A 14,033-nucleotide genomic window follows, 5' to 3' on the forward strand; every position below is an offset into this window, starting at 1 on the left:
TCTTCTCATTTGCTCTCATTCATTTCTCTTTGTGCAAAAAAATTTCAATGATTAATTCACCACCGAGCAGCGAGTTCACCGAGAAGAAATTAGCGACAGTGATTACTTTTAGTTGGGTTTCTCTGTGCAGCGCGAAGCGTCTTTGTGCTTTCGGTGGTAAAATAGGTTTATCGGTGTAAATGTATAAACAGTCGCGAGGTAAACTCGCTGCTACCAATGCGTAGGCGCGGGTTTACCCCGCGCACAAAAAAGCACCCTCGGGTGCTTTTTTAATATCAAATATCGTGGTTATCGATTACGCCCAACCGTCATAACGCTTACGACGTGATAAGACGATGGTCAGAATAATACCTAAGAACAAACCAATAAATGCAATCGCGCCACCATAGGTTAATAGTTGACGTTTTTCTTTTGCACCCGCTTGTTGTTTTTGTGTACGCTCTGCTGCTAAGGTATTTTTTAACTTAGTAATTTGCTCTGACAGCGCGGTATTTTGGTCCGTTAGTGTCTGGCTTTGCTCTTGTAGTTGTGGCAATTCAATTTGTGCTTGGCGCAGTTGCTCTTGCATTGATGTCATTTCAGCACTGAGAGTACGATATTGCTGGTGAATGCCTGCGGTTTTAGAAACAAATTTAGCTTCTACCCAGCCTTCACGGCCTTTATCATCAACAACTTTTATGAAGTCATTTTCTTCAGCTGATAACTGCGTCAATTTAGTGCCTGCATCAACAGAGCCAATAATACGGTAATTTTTACTCGCGCCTGAATGCATAAATGTATAAAGATTATCGACTATATAAGCGGTGTTTGCATCGCTAGCTGAGTCAGTTTCTTCAGCGTGGCTCATAAATGTGGCCGCTGCAAATAGCAAAGCTAATAAAGAATGTTTTAACATCAATCTACCCTGTTAATGTAACCGTCTGTGAGACAGCAATCGTATTATTCATGGTTAAGTCTTGAGATAGTATGGATTTAGCGCGCTAATAGCAAGGTTGATATTGTAATCACTGCTGCTGTTTGTAGATCCAAATAAGCTAAAAAATTTGCAATGTCGGGCAGCTTTGTTTATTTTGAGCTCTTATTTATTTTAAAGGTAATCCTCAAGCCTAATGGATACTGAGATAGAACTGAAGTTTTTGGTGTCAGACGCCGTTATTCCACTGATCCCCGCGTTAATAACTCAATTTGCAAAAACCGTTACAAATAAGCCTTCTCGCAGTTTGCAAAATACTTACTTTGATACGCCGAGTCGTGAATTAAGGGCACTTGATATCGGTTTTCGAACCCGTTGTGCGGATAATCAATGTGAGCAAACGATCAAGCTTGCTGGAGAAGTCATCGGTGGGTTGCACCAACGACCTGAATATAACTTACCGCTAGAAAGTAGCCGACCAAATATAACTGCATTTGATGCCAGTATTTGGCCGCATGGTATGCAAATAAGTGCAATTGCCGCCAATATTTATCCTATTTTTAGTACTAACTTTATTCGTCGTACTTGGCTTATTGAAACAGCAAACGGTGCCAAAATTGAAGTCGTGCAAGATAAAGGTGAAGTCTCAGCGTCTGGCTTAATGGAGCCTATTTGTGAGCTAGAAATCGAGCTTATAGAAGGTAGCCGCGATGAATTATTCACGCTAGCGGATAAACTTGTTAGTCAAAATAATGTTCGTTTAGGACTCTACTCGAAAGCGGCTCGTGGCTATCGCTTAGCAGACAATAAACCGCTCAAGCCTAGTAAATCAATCGGTTTTGTATCACTTCCTAATAATGCCACGCAAGAGCAAGCGCTCATAGCGGCTATTGGCTTTGGCATTCGTTTTGTACAAAAGCACGAGCAATGCTATTTTGACAAACCTAGTTTAAAAACCCTCAAGCGTGTAACCGATGGGATTAGTTTAATTCGCCATACGTTTTGGTTATTTGATGATATTGTTGATAAAAGTAGCACTGAAGCATTACGTACAGAACTCAAATGGTTACTCAGTGAATTAGCCTGGGTTGAAAATGCCATTCAGTTGAAAACTTACACCTCTAAGCGCCACGCCTATTATAAAAAAATCAACAGTGCGCCAGAGTTGACCCAAGTCATCAATGACTTAAAAGAACTACAGCCGAGTATTGATGATATTAATCGATTGTTTCATAGCGCCCGTTATAACCGCCTATTGTTGTCTTTGACGACTTGGTTAGTCGATAAACAATGGCGTAAAAGCTGGGGGCAAGTGCAATTTCAAGCCGCTGAGCAGCCTGTCGCAGAGATCGCCAATCGATTATTTGAAAAAGATTGGCAAGATCTTCATCAATTATTGCCAGAGCAAAAAACCCTGACATTCAAAGATTATTTAGATTTACGTACTCGGCTTGAAAACAGTTTACTCAGCGGTAATTGTTTAGGTGCGTTATTTGAAAAAGATGAACGCAGTGAGTTTCGCATTCCGTGGTTAGACATTTCACACGGTATGTATGAGCTCAGTACGCTTGAGTATTTAAAGCAGTTATGTGCCGGACAAGATGACGAAGAGCTGGCAAAAATTCAAAACTGGCTAGAAAAAAAATCAGAGTTCTTGGTTAGTGCAATGGAACAAAGCCGTTTAGCGTCATATAGAATAGCTCCTTACTGGCAATAATTATTTATAAAGCAGTGCATAGGGAATATGTATGAGACGGCGAATAATATTGTTAACGCTGCTATTTAGTACCAGTGTGCTCAGTGATATTCAACAGTGGCAGTTATGGAAGCAGCGTGATGGCGTAAGCGTGCACTACAAAAAACATGAAAATGGCATTTTTGAAGTGCAGGCTGAAATGATGGTTCCAGGTGTCACTGCAAACGATTTTATGGCTTTGCTAAGTGATACCGATAGCGCTCCGTTATGGATTGAAAATGTTACTCATGTGCAAGTATTAAAGCGCTTAAGTCCCTCTGAAACTATTGTTCACAGCCAATTTGATTCGCCATGGCCGGTTGCAGACCGCGATATGGTGAGCTATTCATGCTACCGACGAGTTAATCACACCCAAACTGAGTTAATGATTGCTGCTTTGACGGATTTCCTTGATAAACGCGAAGGCGTGATCCGCATCACTGAACTTAAGGCAAGCTGGTTGTTAACTGAAACCAGTGAGCAAGGGCAGTCGCAATTGGCTATTCGCCATGTTGTATACGCGGACCCTGGTGGGGCTATTCCTCATTGGCTCAGTAACAAAATTGGGCTTAAAAGTGCTATGCATACTTTATTAGCGTTAAAACAACGTTTGCTTGAAAAAACTTATCAACCGAATAAGCAAATAATAGAGTTGGGTGATTGTAGCCAGCAATCATTAATAACTCGATAGTGCTTAAAAATAGGATACTAGTGAATTTGTTAATGTATTGTAATTAAACAGTTTTATTACAAAATATTACAAAGTCAACATTGTCTGTGTAACTAAAGTAGGTAATAATTCCTTTTGGGAATAATCCATTTTAGGGACAGTGAAGGTGTTGGCATCATCAGTATTTAAATCAAGCAGATGGTTTTTATTTGTTAACGAAAGTTGGCGTATTGCGACACTGTGGTTTGCAGGTGTTTTGCTGTTTATGAGCTTTCGGGTGTTCTTTTTGGTTTATTTTCATAACCGGATCACTGCCTCGTTAGATGTAGACACTGTTTTAAATGCGTTAAAAACAGGGTTTGCATTTGACTCCGCCGCCAGTGGCGTGTGTTTTAGTATTCCTTTTCTACTCAATTGTATTTTACAACCGCTGCGGCTAGGACACTGGGTCAGAGCTGTGCGTATATTGACAGCGAAACTCTTTTTTGCGGTTGCAATTCTGCTCTGCATAACCAGCATTACCTACATTACAGAATACGGCAGCCAATTTAATTACTTTATGTTTGAAGGGTTGCACGATGACCAGCAAGCAATTGCTCTAACTGCAATTGAGCAATATCAACCATGGGGCAGTTTACTGAGTTTATTGGTATTGTTAGTGGTTGCATTTAAGTTATGTCACATCATTGATAAGCAATCGAATGGCTTCTTGGAGCGTATTTTTACTCGTTGTAAGTGGAAGCGTACGTTGTTAATTAGCATCATTGTAGTGTTATTTATCTGTGCTATTCGTGGTTCGTTCGAATCACGTCCTGCCTCGCGAAAATGGTCAGCGGTAACGCCAGACCCATTTATTAATAATTTAGTGATCAATCCATTGCGCAGCTTTTTTTATGCCATTAAAGATTACAACGATCTACAAAGCCATGGTGTAGGCGGCGAAAATCCCTATTTAAGCCATAACTCAGCGCTTGATGCCTTACCTTTAAACGCATTGAGTCAACACACTACAGCGTCTTTGTTAGCTGCACCGTCACAGGTGTTCGTGATTGTTATGGAAAGTTACGATTCGTGGCCGTTACAGCAGAAGTATGCATCACTTAATTTAACCAATCAGTTAAAAAACCTAGCTAGTAAAGGTATTTACCTAGATAACGTGTTACCTGCGGCTAGCAGCACCATGAATTCGTTATCGAGTATTGTATCTGGGATCCCTTATGCAGGGGTTAATATGAGTTTAATCGGGCCACAAAAACCAAGCAGCAAGCTGTCATTATTTAATCAATTCGAGCAGTTAGGGTACACCAGCCAGTTTTTTTATGGTGGTTTACTATCGTGGCAAAATGTCGGTGAATACGTTCTATCTCAAGGTGCTGATAAGGTTTATTCAGCAACGGATGCTGGTGGTAAAGGTAGCGCCGGAGTATGGGGGATTGATGATGGTCAGTTATTTGATTTAGTTGCAGAAAAAATCACGCAAAAAAGTGTTAATGTGATCCTATCAGGTAGTTACCATGGCCCGTTTAATCTCGATTTAGAAAAATATAACTACCCGTATAAGTCGGCCGCAGATTACCCAGCAGAGATAAATACATTAGCAGGGGAGTTATTAGACCCCTATATATTAGGGCATTTATGGTATGCAGATAAAGTGCTGGGTGAGTTTGTGGCTAAGATGGAGCAACGCTATCCAGATGCATTATTTGTTATTACGGGAGATCATTATAGTCGTCGTAACTTCCATCAACGGCCAAATTTATATGAGTTAACTCATGTGCCTATGGTGATTTATGGCAAAGGCATTAGTGCAGATTTAGTGCCAGCGCAACAAGTGGCAAGCCATATGGATATCGCTCCAACATTATTAGATTTAATTGCGCCAGCAAATACGCAATTTTATAGCATGGGGCAATCATTATTCAATGCAGCACCAGAGCGAAGGATATTTGGCTTTCAAACAATACGTCACAATGAGCAGCTCTGGCGTGGTGATTTATCGGCACTTTATGAGTATTATACGGTTAATGAGCGGGATAAAACTCAGCTTTTACCGACAACACCCCCGCAATTTGTCGAAATTGATGCGCAGACAGAGCAAGCATATACCCAATATATGGCGACAGCTTGGCAGTTATTAACTCAAGGTATGGATTAAGGTAATATGCTTGACCCATCACCCGATAAGCAAAACGACACGCTAAAGATCATACAATGACTAAACCAGAAATTAACTTAGTAAACAAACCCAATGGCATAGGGATTGGGCGTATTTTAAAAGCAAGCCAGTGCTCTATTAAGGGATTTAAAGCTGCATTTAAGGAAGAGTCGGCCTTTCGCACTGAGCTTGCGCTAGGGCTAGTATTACTGCCTTTATCTGTTTGGCTCGCACAATCATTACAGCATTGGGTGTTATTGATTGTGAGCTTTTTAATACTACTGATAGTTGAACTGCTCAACTCAGCAATTGAAGCATTAACAGATCGCGTTGGGGTTGAATACCATGTGCTATCAGGGCGCGCGAAAGATATTGCTTCAGCAGCAGTTAGCCTAGCGTTACTAGTATTGCTAATAGTGTGGGGTGTTGCGGGGTATGAAAAAATACTTACATTGATAGGATAGGTAGTGAGGTAAAATGTCACTGGCTTCGAGCGACGAGCTTCGAATACAGCCTAACAGCTAGTCACTTTCTAAAACCTAGCTTTAATTGCGCGGGGTAAACCCGAGCCTACGTCTGGTAGCAGCGAGTTTACCTCGCGACAATAACCTAGGCATTTACAACAACATAATCAGCAGACATAAAAAAAGCGCCAATCGGCGCTTTTCTTACATTCACCCAGATGCTGGTATTAAAGGCCAGCGGCTGCGCGAAGTGCGTCTGCTTTATCTGTACGCTCCCAAGGGAATTCATCACGACCGAAGTGCCCGTAAGCAGCGGTTGGTTGATAAATTGGGCGCTCAAGATCAAGCATTTTAATTAGACCATAAGGGCGTAAGTCAAAGTGTTCACGAATTAATTCGATTAAACGTGACTCTTCAAGCTTACTGGTGCCAAATGTTTCAACACTGATTGAGGTAGGCTCTGCAACACCAATTGCGTAAGACACTTGTAGCTCACACTTATCAGCAAGGCCAGCAGCAACGATGTTTTTAGCAACGTAACGTGCAGCGTACGCAGCGCTACGGTCAACTTTTGAAGGATCTTTACCAGAGAATGCACCGCCACCGTGACGAGCCATACCGCCGTATGTATCAACGATGATTTTACGACCAGTAAGACCACAGTCACCCATTGGGCCACCGATTACAAAACGGCCAGTCGGGTTAATGAAAAATTTAGTGGCGCTTGAGATAAGCTCAGCAGGAAGTACCGGTTTGATGATAGTTTCCATCACGGCTTCGACTAAATCTTTTTGTGAAATGTCTTCACTGTGTTGAGTAGAAAGTACCACAGCATCAATGCTTACAGGCTTGCCATTTTCGTATGCAAATGTAACTTGTGATTTTGCATCTGGGCGTAACCAGTTTAGCTCGCCGCTTTTACGTACTTGCGCTTGACGCTGTACTAAACGGTGTGAGTAAGTGATTGGTGCAGGCATTAATACTTCAGTTTCGTTACATGCATAACCAAACATTAAACCTTGGTCACCAGCGCCTTGTTCTTCAGGGCTAGTACGGTCAACACCTTGGTTGATATCAGGTGATTGCTTACCGATAGTGTTTAAAATAGCACAAGAATCAGCATCAAAACCCATGTCTGAATGGGTGTAACCAATTTCACGTACAGTTTTACGGGTGATCTCTTCGATATCAACCCATGCGCTAGTAGTGATTTCACCACCAACCATAACCATACCAGTCTTAACGTAAGTTTCACATGCAACACGGGCATGAGAATCTTGTTCTAAGATGGCATCAAGTACCGCGTCAGAGATTTGGTCCGCGATTTTATCCGGATGACCTTCAGAAACAGATTCAGAAGTAAATAAATGTTTTGCCATTGTCTTTCTGCTCACAAATATTGCGCTTCACAAACGTCGGGTCGGTAAGAGCGCTAAAAAATTAAGGGGCGTATTTTATCTAAAACAACGATAGTTGCATAGTGTTTTTACGCCTAGACGTCTAAATAAAATTACTAATAACTTTTTGTTCTTAAAAAATTTTCATAATAGCCAATTTAATCAGGGTTTTTAATTGCACACAGCCCCTACAATAAGTAAGAATGGGTGTTCTTGAAAAACACACAACAACCAGCGCAAATACAGTTAAAGGTAGGAGAATTCATGCCGTCTCGCAAAGAACTTGCAAATGCTATTCGCGTCTTATCAATGGACGCAGTACAACAGGCCAAATCAGGCCACCCTGGAGCCCCTATGGGCATGGCTGATATCGCAGAAGTACTATGGCGCGATTATCTAAATCATAATCCAACAAATCCAGAGTGGGTAGACAGAGATCGATTTATACTCTCAAATGGCCACGGTTCAATGCTTATTTATTCTCTATTGCACTTAAGTGGTTATGATTTGCCAATTGAGGAAATTAAAAACTTCCGTCAAATGCATTCAAAAACACCTGGTCACCCAGAGTACGGTTATGCACCAGGGATTGAAACCACTACGGGCCCACTTGGTCAAGGGATCACAAATGCAGTCGGTATGGCGATTGCTGAAAAAGCATTAGCGGCACAATTTAACCGTGAAGGCCATGAGATTGTTGATCACCACACATATACGTTCTTAGGCGATGGTTGCTTAATGGAAGGTATTTCTCATGAAGCCTGTTCACTTGCCGGCACATTAGGCCTAGGTAAGCTTGTTGCGTTTTGGGATGACAACGGTATTTCAATCGATGGTGAAGTGGAAGGCTGGTTTAGTGATGATACCCCAGCACGCTTTAAAGCTTACGGTTGGCATGTAGTAAGTAATGTTGACGGCCATGATTCAGATGCAATTCGCGCAGCCATCGAAGAAGCACGCAGTGTGACTGACAAGCCAACGCTTATTTGTTGTAAAACAGTGATCGGTTACGGTTCACCAAATAAATCAGGTAGTCATGATTGTCACGGCGCACCACTAGGTGAAGACGAAATCAAAGCAGCCCGCGAGTTCCTAGGTTGGACCGGTGAGGCATTTGAAATCCCAGCTGATATTTATGCTCAATGGGATGGCAAAGAAAAGGGTAAACAACTTGAAGCGAGCTGGGATGAAAAATTTGCCGCGTACGCCGCTGCACACCCTGAGCTAGCCGCTGAATTTAAACGCCGTACTAGCAGTGAGTTGCCCGCTGATTGGGCTGAAAAATCACAAGCTTATATTGAGCAACTAGACGCAAACCCAGCAAACCCAGCATCACGTAAAGCATCGCAAGATGCACTGAATGCATTTGGCCCGTTACTGCCTGAATTTATGGGCGGCTCTGCGGATTTAGCCGGTTCTAACCTGACTATTTGGAAAGGTTCTAAAGGCTTAACGCGCGATGATGCTAGCGGTAACTACATCTACTACGGTGTGCGTGAGTTTGGTATGTCGGCGATTATGAATGGTATTGCACTGCATAAAGGTTTTATTCCTTACGGCGCAACCTTCCTAATGTTTATGGAATACGCACGTAATGCAGTACGTATGGCTGCACTGATGAAAGTGCCAAGCATTTTTGTATACACCCACGATTCAATTGGTTTAGGTGAAGATGGTCCAACTCACCAACCGGTAGAGCAAATTGCTAGCATGCGTTTAACGCCAAACCTAGTTAACTGGCGCCCGTGTGACCAAGTTGAGTCTGCGATTGCATGGCAACAAGCGATTGAACGCCAAGACGGTCCAACATCACTGATCTTTACTCGCCAAGGCCTTGAGCAACAAACACGCTCAGCACAGCAATTAAGTGACGTGAAAAAAGGCGGTTACGTGCTGAGCTGTGATGGCGAGCCTGAGCTTATCTTAATCGCAACTGGCTCTGAGGTGCAATTAGCACAAGATTCAGCCGCTGAATTACGTCAGCAAGGTAAAAAAGTACGTGTTGTCTCTATGCCATCGACCGATGTATTTGATGCACAAGATGCCGCTTACAAAGAAAGCGTATTACCGGCAGCCGTTTCACGCCGCGTAGCGGTAGAAGCAGGCATTGCAGACTACTGGTATAAATATGTAGGCCTAAACGGCGCTGTAGTGGGGATGACCACCTTTGGTGAGTCAGCACCTGCTAACGAGCTGTTTGAGCACTTTGGCTTCACGGTAGAAAACATCGTAAACAAAGCTAACGAATTGTTTTAGTCTTTAACGATTAAAATTTAAAAGCCCGCACTGTGCTAAACGCAGCGCGGGCTTTTTTGTATGGAGCTGTTAGCCGTCAGCCATCAGCCATCAGTTTTTAATTTGAGGCACAGTGCCAAGGAAAAATCGTAGGAGGGTGCTTTAGCCCCGATTGTATGGTGTTCAAATTGCCTTATCTGATTTTGCTTTAAGCTGAACAAAAACTTAGTGATAGTAATATCTTAGCTAATTTGTTAAAACTATAATAATTTAGAAAGATGAGCGTTAAATCAGCAGGAATATTAACGATTAGCGCACTGTAAAATGGTTATCTTTCCCTATGAAAATTCGACACCGCAATTTCATTTATTTATTTCTAATTTCGATAGTCAGCGTTGCTCATGGTGTTGCTTTAAGCTTTGCACCTATACACGACAAGTTTGAGTTTGGAATTAGTAATTTCATATTTGGGATATTAGGCTTTTCTGCGATGTCCATTGTCGATTCACTCGTAAACAAATATTTGAAAAAGCCCAAGGAATATTGGGAAAAGCCAAGCTTAGATATGAAGCTATTTAGCACTAAATCGCCTCTAGTTATGTTTTTTGGGTTGGGCGCTGTTTTTACAGTGGTATCGGTATTTGGACTGATGGGATACTTTATTGAAGTCGGCACTATTAGTTCTGCACATTTGTTTTTCCTAATGGGTGGAATAATTTGTTTTATATCGGCTGGAATTAACTACCAAGTCTTCAAATCACACTATGAGAAACATAATAAGTAAATGCAGATGACGCAAAACAACGGCTCGACTGATTAGAGCGTTACCACTGTTTATCACAGCTAAAAATTTATTTAACTCTTAAACACTTTACGCGCTAAAGCACGACCTACAATGTAAGCCCGAAGCCCATGAGTATTTTTCATTACTATGACTCTTCCCTTGCAAGCTTTTTGAGTATCAGGCACTGTGGGGGTAATTAAATTATAAATACTATAAACAGGAGTGAGGATGTCTCAGTTTGATAATGTAAGTGTGGTTAAACAAGCCAATGTGTATTTTGACGGTAAAGTCTCAAGTCGTACCGTGGTTTTTGCTGATGGCAGCACCAAAACATTAGGCTTTATGCAGCCGGGTGAATTTGAATTCGCAACCAGTAAAAAAGAATTAATGGAGCTTAACGGCGGCCAGTGGCAAGTATTGTTACCTGGCGAGAGCGAGTGGCAAACAATGTCAGCGGGGGAGTCATTTAACGTTGATGCTAACGTCACTTTCCAAGTAAAAGTTGCTGACTTTGCCGATTATTGCTGTTCGTACACTTAACATACAATTTAAGTGACACGCTGAAAGCCCGCCATACGCGGGCTTTTGCATATTTAATACTCTGAGGATGATCTAAATCAGCTTTACTAACAAATAAATTTCATATTTATGCTTTTCTGCCTTGTGTTAATCTAAATAGCCCCCAATACTAGTTATGAGGTAACATAAAAAAGGATACCCTATGAAAATTAATCTTTCTGGTCACCATGTTGACGTTACTGACTCTATTAGAGAGCACATCAACGAAAAATTTTCAAAAATTGCGAGCCATTTTCCATCTCTGATCGCACTCGATATCATTCTTTCAAAAGAGCACCACAAGCTCCAAGCAGAAATTAGCACCATATACGAAGGCGCGCGTTTATCTGTTAAAGGCGAGAACGAAGTTCTTTACCCTGCAATAGCAAACGCGGCTAAGAAACTCGATGCGGCATTAAAGCATCGCAAAGGCCAAATTAAAGCCAATCTACACCAAAAACCAGTGAGCACCACACCTGAGATTGCTCATGAAATTATTCAGGAAATGGATTTACGTTAAGAAATAAAAGGCGCTAGGTTCTAGGTAACTAGGATCTAGCAAACCGTTTCATCTTCCACTAATCTTCTCACTTTCAATCCACACTAAAACGCTGTAACTTACTTATTAATAAAAATAAGTAGTAAGCACACATATGCAAGCAGCAGTATCAACTTGGCAAACCCGTTTAAACGCATTAGGGCCTGGTATTTTAATGGCCACTGCAGCCATTGGCGGTTCACATCTAGTCGCATCAACGCAAGCCGGCGCCATTTTTGGCTGGCAACTATTTTGGCTTATTGTAGTGGTAAACGTACTTAAGTATCCGTTTTTCCGCTTTGGCATTGAATACACATTAGCAACTAAAAAAAGTCTTGTTGAAGGGTATCAAAGTAAAGGACCGTGGTTTTTTTACAGCTTTATCGGCTTAAATATTATTGCTGCGGTAGTGAATACCGCTGGTGTTTTATTGCTGACAGCAAGTCTGTTGCATTATGCGCTGCCGATCACTATTTCAGTGACCTTATTATGTTGGTTAATATTAGCTGTGTGCTTAGTGATTTTATTGCTCGGGCATTTTAAAGCACTGGATAACGTTGCCAAAGCGATTATGGCGTTATTAACTCTTGCCACCGTTATTGCCCTTGCGATTGCGTTTAGTAACGGCCCTATGGCGCCAGTTGATTACGTTGGCCCATCTCCTTATGAACTAGCCATGCTTGGGTTTATGGTTGCGTTAATGGGGTGGATGCCTGCACCGATAGAAATTTCAGCGTTAAGTTCATTGTGGCTAAAAGAAAAGCAAAGCCAGCAAACGGTAACGAGAGCGCAGGGTTTATTTGATTTCAATTTGGGTTACTGGTTAACCGCAGTATTAGCGCTGGTGTTTTTCTCTTTGGGTGTATTAGTACAGTACGGGCAAAGTAGCGAAATTGCGCTAGGTGGTGTGGCGTTTGCTAAACAACTGATTGATATGTACGCTCTAACTATTGGCGAATGGGCACGACCGCTGGTGTCGGTTATCGCTTTTTTATGTATGTTTGGTACCACCCTTACAGTGCTTGATGGCTACGCGCGAACATTAAATGAATCACACAAACTGCTTGGTTGTAAGCAAAGCAAGCACAGCCTAAATATTTGGCTAATATTGCAATCACTCACAGGTATGGCGGTGATCTTGTTTTTTAAATCAGCTTTAGGCCCGATGCTCACATTTGCTATGACACTCGCATTTGTGACTACACCTATTTTTGCATGGTTGAATTTTAGTTTAGTACGCTCAGAGCCAAGCATTCAACATTCTAAAACGATACGCGGTTTGAGCTGGCTCGGGCTGTTCTATTTAGTTGGCTTTGCGTTGGTGTTTTTAGTTTGGCAGCTTGGTTAACTTAAAAGGTAAGATGCCTAGCTGCAATGTGCGCGGGGTAAACCCGCGCCTACGTATTTGTAGCAGCGAGTTTACCTCGCGACTGTTTATACATTTACATGATAAACCTATTTTACCACCGAGGGCACAAAGGCGCTGCGCGCTACACAGAGAAACCAAAGTAAAAAATTACTTATTTCTTCTCTGTGAACTCGGTGTTCTCGGTGGTGAATTAATCACTAAAACCATTTTGCACAAAGAGAAGTGAATGAGAGTAAATGAGAAAAAAACAGGGGCTTCGAGCTGTGGGATAAATACACCTAGCACTTAGTCAGTTTCTAGAACCTAGCCCCTACTTTTATAATTACTTCTCTAAAGCGCAGCGCCTCTTAACCTCTTTGTGAATCAATTCTTTGTACGAATAAAGCTTGTTCTATTTGAAAAAATCATCGTCGTTTTTAGCAAGCATAGCTTCAATATCTTCAATCATATCTTGGCTTAAATCATCCGCAGAGGTAATTGGTGCAGAGATTTTATTGTTTTCAAACGACCATTCGCCTAGATCAATTAACTGACAGCGTTTAGAGCAAAAAGGGCGGTGTGGACTTTTTTCTGACCATTCTACTTGGGCTTTACAAGTTGGGCAGCTTACAACTGTTGGCATAACATCTTCTCATATATATTGTTTGCGATTCCTAGAACCTAAAGCCTAGGAACCTGAGTTCTTAAAAACTAGTAACGCGGTTTATTTCTGCAAGCGAGGTCATACCGGCGGCGGCTTTACGTAGGCCTGATAAGCGTAAATTATTAAAACCAGCCTTCAATGACACTTCAGCTATCTCCAATGAATTACCACCACGCATAATAATTTGCGCAATTTCAGGGGTAATTTGCATTACTTCATAAATACCTACCCGGCCTTTATAGCCATCGGTGCAGCTGTCACAGCCTTTGGGAGCAAATAAAGTCAGTTCGCTTATTTGTTCTGGGCTAAAGCCTTGGCGTTGTAACTCTTCACTTGGCAACGTTTCAGGTGCTTTACATTTTGGGCATAAACGACGGGCTAAACGCTGTGCGATGATCAAGCTAATCGAGCTGGCCACGTTATACGCAGGCACACCCATATTAAGTAAACGCGTTAGGGTTTCGGGTGCTGAGTTGGTATGTAAGGTAGACATAACCAAGTGACCGGTTTGTGCCGCTTTTATTGAGATTTCCGCGGTTTCAAGGTCTCGGATCTCACCCACCATCACCACA

The 14,033-nt window shown here is 41.9% G+C and carries 13 protein-coding genes; 9 read left to right on the plus strand and 4 right to left on the minus strand.

Annotated features, from left to right (window positions below; genetic code table 11):
* Nucleotides 1-295 precede the first annotated feature (295 nt).
* Nucleotides 296-895 carry a TIGR04211 family SH3 domain-containing protein gene (locus tag ENH88_RS20470; protein WP_304185151.1) on the minus strand — a complete coding sequence of 200 codons (600 nt, stop codon included), beginning with the start codon at nt 893-895 and terminating at the stop codon, nt 296-298.
* 214 nt (nt 896-1,109) lie between these two features.
* On the opposite strand from ENH88_RS20470, the gene ENH88_RS20475 reads away from it, so the two are divergent.
* The 4 genes from ENH88_RS20475 (at nt 1,110) to ENH88_RS20490 (ending at nt 5,937) form a co-directional block, all read left to right on the plus strand.
* Nucleotides 1,110-2,630 carry a CYTH and CHAD domain-containing protein gene (locus ENH88_RS20475; protein ID WP_304185152.1) on the plus strand — a complete coding sequence of 507 codons (1,521 nt, stop codon included), beginning with the start codon at nt 1,110-1,112 and terminating at the stop codon, nt 2,628-2,630.
* A gap of 31 nt (nt 2,631-2,661) precedes the next feature.
* The gene (locus tag ENH88_RS20480) at nt 2,662-3,339 is read left to right on the plus strand and encodes an START domain-containing protein (RefSeq protein WP_304185153.1); all 678 of its coding nucleotides are present in this window, start codon (nt 2,662-2,664) and stop codon (nt 3,337-3,339) included.
* Between the two features lie 145 nt (nt 3,340-3,484).
* Nucleotides 3,485-5,473 carry an LTA synthase family protein gene (locus ENH88_RS20485; protein WP_304185154.1) on the plus strand — a complete coding sequence of 663 codons (1,989 nt, stop codon included), beginning with the start codon at nt 3,485-3,487 and terminating at the stop codon, nt 5,471-5,473.
* A gap of 56 nt (nt 5,474-5,529) precedes the next feature.
* Nucleotides 5,530-5,937 carry a diacylglycerol kinase gene (locus ENH88_RS20490; protein ID WP_414704872.1) on the plus strand — a complete coding sequence of 136 codons (408 nt, stop codon included), beginning with the start codon at nt 5,530-5,532 and terminating at the stop codon, nt 5,935-5,937.
* A gap of 227 nt (nt 5,938-6,164) precedes the next feature.
* Here the strand turns inward: ENH88_RS20490 and metK are convergent, their stop codons facing one another.
* On the minus strand, nt 6,165-7,316 hold the full coding sequence (metK, locus tag ENH88_RS20495) for a methionine adenosyltransferase (RefSeq protein ID WP_304185155.1): 1,152 nt from the start codon (nt 7,314-7,316) through the stop codon (nt 6,165-6,167).
* Nucleotides 7,317-7,598: 282 nt separating this feature from the next.
* Here metK and tkt point away from each other — a divergent pair, with 282 nt between their 5' ends.
* The 5 genes from tkt to ENH88_RS20520 all read left to right on the plus strand — a co-directional run bounded on the left by tkt (nt 7,599) and on the right by ENH88_RS20520 (nt 12,797).
* Nucleotides 7,599-9,590 carry a transketolase gene (gene tkt / locus ENH88_RS20500; protein WP_304185156.1) on the plus strand — a complete coding sequence of 664 codons (1,992 nt, stop codon included), beginning with the start codon at nt 7,599-7,601 and terminating at the stop codon, nt 9,588-9,590.
* A 319-nt stretch (nt 9,591-9,909) separates the two neighbouring features.
* On the plus strand, nt 9,910-10,353 hold the full coding sequence (locus ENH88_RS20505) for a hypothetical protein (protein ID WP_304185157.1): 444 nt from the start codon (nt 9,910-9,912) through the stop codon (nt 10,351-10,353).
* A gap of 228 nt (nt 10,354-10,581) precedes the next feature.
* Nucleotides 10,582-10,893 carry a pyrimidine/purine nucleoside phosphorylase gene (locus tag ENH88_RS20510; RefSeq protein ID WP_304185158.1) on the plus strand — a complete coding sequence of 104 codons (312 nt, stop codon included), beginning with the start codon at nt 10,582-10,584 and terminating at the stop codon, nt 10,891-10,893.
* A gap of 181 nt (nt 10,894-11,074) precedes the next feature.
* Complete coding sequence (gene hpf, locus ENH88_RS20515) at nt 11,075-11,431, plus strand: ribosome hibernation-promoting factor, HPF/YfiA family (protein WP_016708282.1); 357 nt, start codon at nt 11,075-11,077, stop codon at nt 11,429-11,431.
* A 193-nt stretch (nt 11,432-11,624) separates the two neighbouring features.
* Complete coding sequence (locus ENH88_RS20520) at nt 11,625-12,797, plus strand: NRAMP family divalent metal transporter (protein WP_414704873.1); 1,173 nt, start codon at nt 11,625-11,627, stop codon at nt 12,795-12,797.
* A 412-nt stretch (nt 12,798-13,209) separates the two neighbouring features.
* Here ENH88_RS20520 and yacG read toward each other — a convergent pair whose 3' ends face one another.
* Both yacG and ENH88_RS20530 read right to left on the minus strand, forming a co-directional pair.
* Complete coding sequence (gene yacG / locus ENH88_RS20525) at nt 13,210-13,440, minus strand: DNA gyrase inhibitor YacG (RefSeq protein ID WP_064667149.1); 231 nt, start codon at nt 13,438-13,440, stop codon at nt 13,210-13,212.
* Between the two features lie 61 nt (nt 13,441-13,501).
* Nucleotides 13,502-14,033 (minus strand): ATPase, T2SS/T4P/T4SS family (locus tag ENH88_RS20530; protein WP_304185161.1); only part of this gene is annotated, 532 nt, incomplete at its 5' end.

The sequence above is a fragment of the Pseudoalteromonas prydzensis genome (genome assembly GCF_011050055.1).
Classification (GTDB): domain Bacteria; phylum Pseudomonadota; class Gammaproteobacteria; order Enterobacterales; family Alteromonadaceae; genus Pseudoalteromonas; species Pseudoalteromonas prydzensis_A.

What these genes read in the sequence shown, in the direction of transcription:
- ENH88_RS20470 (WP_304185151.1), bottom strand. Translation starts at nt 895, where the DNA reads ATGTTAAAACATTCTTTATTAGCTTTGCTATTTGCAGCGGCCACATTT.
- ENH88_RS20475 (WP_304185152.1), top strand. Translation starts at nt 1,110, where the DNA reads ATGGATACTGAGATAGAACTGAAGTTTTTGGTGTCAGACGCCGTTATT.
- ENH88_RS20480 (WP_304185153.1), top strand. Translation starts at nt 2,662, where the DNA reads ATGAGACGGCGAATAATATTGTTAACGCTGCTATTTAGTACCAGTGTG.
- ENH88_RS20490 (WP_414704872.1), top strand. Translation starts at nt 5,530, where the DNA reads ATGACTAAACCAGAAATTAACTTAGTAAACAAACCCAATGGCATAGGG.
- metK (WP_304185155.1), bottom strand. Translation starts at nt 7,316, where the DNA reads ATGGCAAAACATTTATTTACTTCTGAATCTGTTTCTGAAGGTCATCCG.
- tkt (WP_304185156.1), top strand. Translation starts at nt 7,599, where the DNA reads ATGCCGTCTCGCAAAGAACTTGCAAATGCTATTCGCGTCTTATCAATG.
- ENH88_RS20505 (WP_304185157.1), top strand. Translation starts at nt 9,910, where the DNA reads ATGAAAATTCGACACCGCAATTTCATTTATTTATTTCTAATTTCGATA.
- ENH88_RS20510 (WP_304185158.1), top strand. Translation starts at nt 10,582, where the DNA reads ATGTCTCAGTTTGATAATGTAAGTGTGGTTAAACAAGCCAATGTGTAT.
- hpf (WP_016708282.1), top strand. Translation starts at nt 11,075, where the DNA reads ATGAAAATTAATCTTTCTGGTCACCATGTTGACGTTACTGACTCTATT.
- ENH88_RS20520 (WP_414704873.1), top strand. Translation starts at nt 11,625, where the DNA reads ATGGCCACTGCAGCCATTGGCGGTTCACATCTAGTCGCATCAACGCAA.
- yacG (WP_064667149.1), bottom strand. Translation starts at nt 13,440, where the DNA reads ATGCCAACAGTTGTAAGCTGCCCAACTTGTAAAGCCCAAGTAGAATGG.